Annotated in this window: 8 protein-coding genes and 1 tRNA gene; 7 read left to right on the forward strand and 2 right to left on the reverse strand. The window is 38.5% G+C overall.

Annotation, left to right across the window (positions count from 1 at the left end; genetic code table 11):
* Positions 1 to 2: 2 nt before the first annotated feature.
* The 3 genes from ACX0HA_RS16805 to ACX0HA_RS16815 all read left to right on the forward strand — a co-directional run bounded on the left by ACX0HA_RS16805 (position 3) and on the right by ACX0HA_RS16815 (position 2,585).
* Positions 3 to 311 (forward strand): DUF3784 domain-containing protein, encoded by a 309-nt coding sequence (locus tag ACX0HA_RS16805; protein ID WP_458846468.1) that lies wholly within the window; start codon positions 3 to 5, stop codon positions 309 to 311.
* An 82-nt stretch (positions 312 to 393) separates the two neighbouring features.
* Entirely contained in the window at positions 394 to 2,223 is a 1,830-nt protein-coding gene (locus tag ACX0HA_RS16810; RefSeq protein ID WP_458846469.1) for a M61 family metallopeptidase, read from the forward strand.
* 44 nt (positions 2,224 to 2,267) lie between these two features.
* Positions 2,268 to 2,585 (forward strand): hypothetical protein, encoded by a 318-nt coding sequence (locus ACX0HA_RS16815; RefSeq protein ID WP_458846470.1) that lies wholly within the window; start codon positions 2,268 to 2,270, stop codon positions 2,583 to 2,585.
* Positions 2,586 to 2,637: 52 nt separating this feature from the next.
* On the opposite strand, the gene ACX0HA_RS16820 is transcribed toward ACX0HA_RS16815, so the two are convergent.
* Positions 2,638 to 3,447: a hypothetical protein gene (locus tag ACX0HA_RS16820; protein ID WP_458846471.1), complete on the reverse strand. Its 810-nt coding sequence runs from the start codon at positions 3,445 to 3,447 to the stop codon at positions 2,638 to 2,640.
* A 77-nt stretch (positions 3,448 to 3,524) separates the two neighbouring features.
* Here ACX0HA_RS16820 and ACX0HA_RS16825 point away from each other — a divergent pair, with 77 nt between their 5' ends.
* From ACX0HA_RS16825 to ACX0HA_RS16840, 4 genes are all read left to right on the forward strand, one after another.
* Entirely contained in the window at positions 3,525 to 4,253 is a 729-nt protein-coding gene (locus ACX0HA_RS16825; protein ID WP_458846472.1) for a DUF4369 domain-containing protein, read from the forward strand.
* Between the two features lie 8 nt (positions 4,254 to 4,261).
* Positions 4,262 to 4,702, forward strand: a complete 441-nt coding sequence (locus ACX0HA_RS16830) for a hypothetical protein (RefSeq protein WP_458846473.1) — start codon at positions 4,262 to 4,264, stop codon at positions 4,700 to 4,702.
* A gap of 9 nt (positions 4,703 to 4,711) precedes the next feature.
* Complete coding sequence (locus tag ACX0HA_RS16835) at positions 4,712 to 5,410, forward strand: hypothetical protein (RefSeq protein WP_458846474.1); 699 nt, start codon at positions 4,712 to 4,714, stop codon at positions 5,408 to 5,410.
* A 66-nt stretch (positions 5,411 to 5,476) separates the two neighbouring features.
* Positions 5,477 to 5,986, forward strand: a complete 510-nt coding sequence (locus tag ACX0HA_RS16840; protein ID WP_458846475.1) for a hypothetical protein — start codon at positions 5,477 to 5,479, stop codon at positions 5,984 to 5,986.
* A 40-nt stretch (positions 5,987 to 6,026) separates the two neighbouring features.
* On the opposite strand, the gene ACX0HA_RS16845 is transcribed toward ACX0HA_RS16840, so the two are convergent.
* Positions 6,027 to 6,100: transfer RNA gene (locus ACX0HA_RS16845), tRNA-Thr, on the reverse strand.

Genomic DNA, 6,100 nt, shown 5'->3' on the forward strand with positions numbered 1-6,100 from the left:
CTATGATAGTAGTTGCCATACTTCTTATACTGGCTGCAATTGCAGTAAAATATGGTAAAATGTACAACCTTATTGCCGGCTACAACACCATGTCGCCGGCAGAAAAGGCAAAGGTTAAAATAGAAGCCGTAGCCACGCTTTTCAGAAATGTATTTTTTACAGTGGCAGGCGTATTGATACTGGCAGAGCTACTTATAAACTATTTTGACTGGCCTGAACTTGGCGAATACATTCAGCTGCCTGCCATACTCATTGGTGCGGCATGGATAGTGCTACGATCGAATTCAAAAAAATACCGGTTTGACAAATAGACATACCATGATACGATTTTTTTTGTTTATGATGTAACAAAATCGGCTTCCGTTCGACTTACATTATATCAAGATTCTAACTATGAAAAAATTCATCTGTACCCTTGCGGTAGTGTTAACTTTTGGAAGTATGGCTTTTGCCCAGAAAGGCAAAGCTGTTAACGTTGCCATAGACCTTAAAAATGTAAAGGATGACAAAGTGATGGTGACCATCACCCCTCCTTCTTTTGACACGGAAACTACCACCTTTTTTATACCAAAAATTGTCCCGGGAACCTATTCCGAAGACAATTATGGCAAATATATTGAAGGATTCAAAGCGTATGACAAAAAAGGCAATGAGCTTACCGTAACAAAGCCCGATGACAATTCATGGAAGATAGCCGGTGCAAAAAAGCTGGTAAAAGTAACCTACCTTGTTAACGATACTTATGATATAGAAAACAAGCACGAGATCTTTTCACCGGCCGGAACGAATATCCTTGACGATAAAAATTTTGTAGTGAACACCCACGGTTTCATTGGTTACTTTGAAAATAAGGGAGAAGTGCCTTATGTATTGACCGTAACTCATCCATCTGCATTATGGGGTGCGACTTCTCTTGTAGATACCGATGCAAGCAATGAAGTAGATGTATTCAATTCGCCACGCTACCCGGATCTTGTAGACCATCCCATCATGTATTCTAAACCGGATTATACTACGTTTACCGTAGACGGGATGGAAATACTTATTGCCGTATACTCACCTACCGGAAAAATCACTGCAAAAGACCTTACCCCGGAAATGGAAAGAATGATGCGTGCGCAGAAGAAATTCCTTGGCCCTATTAACAGCACCAAAAAATACAGCGTACTGATTTACCTTACCGATGGTACTCCTGGAGATGCACATGGTTATGGCGCATTGGAACACACAACATCTACAACCGTTGTAATGCCTGAGGATTATCCGATGGAGCAATTGCTTGGCACATTAAAAGATGTTGTTTCGCATGAGTTCTTCCACATCGTTACACCACTTAGCGTACACTCTAAAGAGATACACTACTTTAACTATAACACTCCAAAAATGAGTGAGCACCTGTGGATGTATGAAGGTGTTACGGAATATTTTGCCAACCTATTCCAGGTAAACCAGGGACTTATCACTGAAGATGAATTTTACCAAAGGATAGCTGAAAAAATAGCGCAGTCAAAAGGTTTTGATGATACAATGGATTTTACTAATATGAGTAAGAACATCCTTCAGAAACCTTATAAAGATGCTTACTACAACGTATACCTTAAAGGTGCGCTTATCGCAATGTGTATCGACATCCAAATGAGGGAAAGCAGCAACGGCCAGCGCGGCATACTAAGCTTAATGCAAGACCTGTCTAAAGAATACGGAAGCAACAAACCTTTTAATGACGAAGACCTGTTTGGCACCATTACCAGGCTGACGTATCCTGCAGTGGGAGATTTCCTTAAGAAATATGTTGCCGGCACTACGCCAATACCTTATGAAACTTACTTTGCTAAGATGGGTGTTACCCAAACCACAATTAAAATACCGGGTAACCCGTTCCTTAAAGACGGACAGGTTCCGCTTATAACTGTAAATCCTGCAAAAGAAATTGTTATCCTGCCTACTATCAAGCCAAATGAATTCATGGCAAACCTTGGCATAAAAAATAACGACGTAATACTTGGCGTAAACGGAAAAGCCTATAATTATGACAACATTTATGAGCTTTTAGGAGCCAGCGAAGGATGGAAAGAAGGTGATGCGATCACTGTAAAGATAAAACGTGACGGCAAAGAACAGGACCTAAAAGGTAAAGTTAAGCTGCCTATAGAAGAGTCTGAAGGCTATCATGCAACCGATGCTTCAAAAACTAAATTGAAAGAAGCATGGCTTAAAGGATAATTTTGTACATTTACCATCTATTAGATACATAAAACCAACCCGTTATGAAAAATTTATTAACCCTGCTGCTTCTTGTTCTTGGAACTTCTGCTTTTGCAAATACTGAAAAGAATACCGAACCAAAATCTTCGGCTGAAGGTCATGAGACGACTATCACCAAGAAAACAGCTGCCAAGACTGCCAAAGTTCAGGAGGCTGCCATTAAACCGGCTGCTACTACGGCATCACAAAAAGAATACCACACAAACGGTACTTCTAAGGCATGTACTACTGCAGAAAAATCTGCTTTTGGCATAACCGGCTACTTTGTAGATTTTGTACACCGTAGCAATGTTAAGCTTGTAAACATGCTTATTGACTAATAAAATTCTTATTATAGAAAAGGCTTCTGCAATGCAGAAGCCTTTTTTTCTGCTATTTTCTGAACTTGGTAACTACCTTGTATCCCAATTTTCCTTCTTTAGTACATAATGTGATCCAGCCTCCACCGGATATTTTATCATAGAGTTCTTTACTGATATCAAATCGTTCTTTATCATCAGCATCCGTTTTCAGGAACATGAACATTGTTCCTTTACTTCCAGTATCCTTCCTTACGATAAAGTAGCTTTTACAGATTATTGTATCAACAGCAAATGCATGGTTAATAAAACTTGCCACAGAAGGAAAAAGAAGGAACCAGCCAAAAAGAAAGCCGGCATATATTGTCATCCTCCTTTTACTTTCATGATATACCGAAGGACGAACGATATGCAGTATGATAATTAATGCCAAAGCCAGGCCAACCCCTATAAATGCCCAGTTAAAGAACAGGCTCATACCTCCGATCGTCCTGTCTATTCTATTCATTTCGAATAGTAGAGTAAACATGCCTAAAGGGAACATTACAGCCGACAAACGATACATGAATTTATCAAAAGGCATAGTAACATATTCGCGAAGGAGTTTTGGAGGAAAAAACTCATCTACATACAATTGAGCGAAGCCTATTATAGATATGAGCTGTATCATAATGAACAAAAACGCTGCAAGTGCTAAAAAACGCGCCGGCCCTTTTTCGTTAGCTAACAGTATCAAAGGGATGGACGCCATCACAATATATAACAATCTCCTGTAAAATCCTTTACGGAGATCCTTATCCTTTCCCATCAAAGGATTATTGATATTTTGCCTTTCTTTATCCGGCTTATTCTTTTTATGTAAATTTCTTTTTCTAGTGTGCATATAAAATATTTAAGGTCAATTTTAAGCATTATTTTCCTTAATTTGCGCAAAATTTTAAAAACCCTGTTTCTCAGTATATGAAAAAAATTATTTTCGCCCTTATGGCATTGGCAATGCTTGTTTCGTGCAACAAAGAAGATCATGGCGATGCCAACCTTCATATTACCGGAAACATTAAAGGCCTTAAAAAAGGGACACTTTATATTCAAAAGATTTCTGACACTACTCTTGTAGCCATAGACACCATCGTGTTTAACGGTAAATCTACTTTTGAAACCTACCTGAAAATTGATTCTCCCGAAATGCTGTACCTTTTCCTTGACAGGGGACAAAGCAACTCGATTGACAATAACCTGCCATTCTTTGCTGAGCCGGGTAATATGAAAATAGAAAGTTCAAACGACGAATTCTTTTACAGGGCAAAAATTACGGGTTCAGAAAACCAGAAATTATACGAAGACTTCTTAAAGATAAAATCAAGATTTGTAAGCGATAACCTTGACCTGGTAGCCAAAAACCTTGAAGCGACCAAAAACAGCAACGTAAAACAGCTTGACAGCATCTCTTTAAGGTCTGAACAGTTAATTAAGAGACGCTACCTATACACGGCTAATTTCGCATTAAACCACGCTAAAAATGAGGTAGGCCCTTACCTGGCACTATCTGAGATCGCCGATATAAACATCAAATACCTTGATACGATTCAAAAAAGCATGTCGCCGAAAATTGCGAAATCGCTTTACGGAAAAATGCTTACCAAATATGTAGCCGAAAGAAAAAAGACAGAGGCCGCTGAAGTAAAATAGATTTCTGCATGAAAACACAGAATGTATTCAGGTATTTTTGGGCGGTAGCCGTTATATGTGCTTTGCTTGCAGGCGTAAGTTATATATCAGGAAATGATTCAACTTTCGACATAAATGTTGACGATACATATTTTGTTATTGCACATAGGCATCTGTATACCCTATTATTGATTCTTTATGCAGTACCAGGACTCATATATTGGCTCTCACGAAACCTGAAACTGGTAAAGGGATTAACTTTCATACACACTATAATTACTGTTGGTGGGTTTATAGCTTACTTTATCCTGTGGGCAACTACATCGGCAATGCATAATCCCGAAAGTTTGTTTGATAATAGCATGGAGCTATTCAATATCGGAATAACAATAATCTTTTTGTTGGCAACCGCAGTACAACCTTTATTATTGATAAACCTTACAATAGGGCTTGTTAAGCGAAATCGTTAAACTATTGCTATGAAAAAAATAGTATTATCCCTATTACTACTAGTTGCTCTTGATGCCGCAGCGCAGCAAAACAATAACTATTCGCCAATAGAAACAATACTAACCGACCTTAATAACGACGGAAAAACAGATTCCATTTCTGTTTACCTGCCACCCATAGAAGGAGATCCGGGAACATTCCGCAAAATAAACATCTCACTGGGGAGCAAAGGGAGGAATACCTTTACCGCCGAAGACGTTTGGGACAAGATAGACAACGCTTTTGCAGAAAAGAACAGTAATACAGTCAGGTCTAACCTGGCATTTGTATATAAAGAGCCACAGCAATCATTCATACTTCTGTTTGGCTTTGCTTACGGCTCCGGCAGGAGCGAAATATCCCTGATCAGGATAAAAGATAATAAAATAGAAATGCTGCTTGATAACACACTGGAAGAACCGGTAAGGTTTACCGATCTTAATAACGACGGAGCAGCAGAACTGGTTTGCCGGCACCCTCCGGAAATTTATACTACCGACGAGAAGACACAGACCCAAACCGGTAGTTATAGCCCATTTCTTGTGTATATTTTAAGCCGTGACATGTACCTTGACCCAAAGCTCACAGAACAGTATAACAAGTCTAATTATGTTTGGGCAGGATATAAATATGATGAGAATATTAAAGTGCGGTATCCCAAAAAAGGAAAGCCTGAAATAATAAAGTAAAGCCACATAAAAACACAAAAACCGCTTAGTTTCCTAAGCGGTTTTTTTATTAGCTTTGAGTGAAATATGAAAGCAAAAAAATCTATATCACTAGCCCTAAACATTATATATGCAATTACCCTGCTGCTATTCTTTATGGATTGGTACACCCACGTTGAGATAAAGAATGAGGCATTAAAATTTTTTGCATATTGGGGTTTACTTGTGGGAACACCTGTTATATTATTATTTAACGTACTGCTGCTTTCAAAAGGAATAAAAAAAGTAACCGGTATAGTTATTCCTGTAATTGTGTTATACTTTATTATTGTACATAACCCAGTGTATATTTTAATATCTAAAGGGAATTGGAAAACTCAAACCATACTCTATCAAAGTAATAGATCCCAAAACACAAAAATAGAATTACAAATAAATAACAGAGGCGCTTTTGGGCATAACATGCGAACGGTAGAAGTATATTACCTTACCCCGTTCTTTACTTATGTGAGCCTGCCTGAACCTCATCCTGAAGATAATTCTGACTGGACTAAAGTAGATATAGAAGTTAACGAATTCAAATGGAGAATGCTATAAAAACACAAAACCGCTTAGTTTCCTAAGCGGTTTTTTATTGAGCCGATAGAGGGACTCGAACCCACGACCTGCTGATTACAAATCAGCTGCTCTAGCCAGCTGAGCTACACCGGC

The organism is Flavobacterium hauense (genome assembly GCF_054457175.1).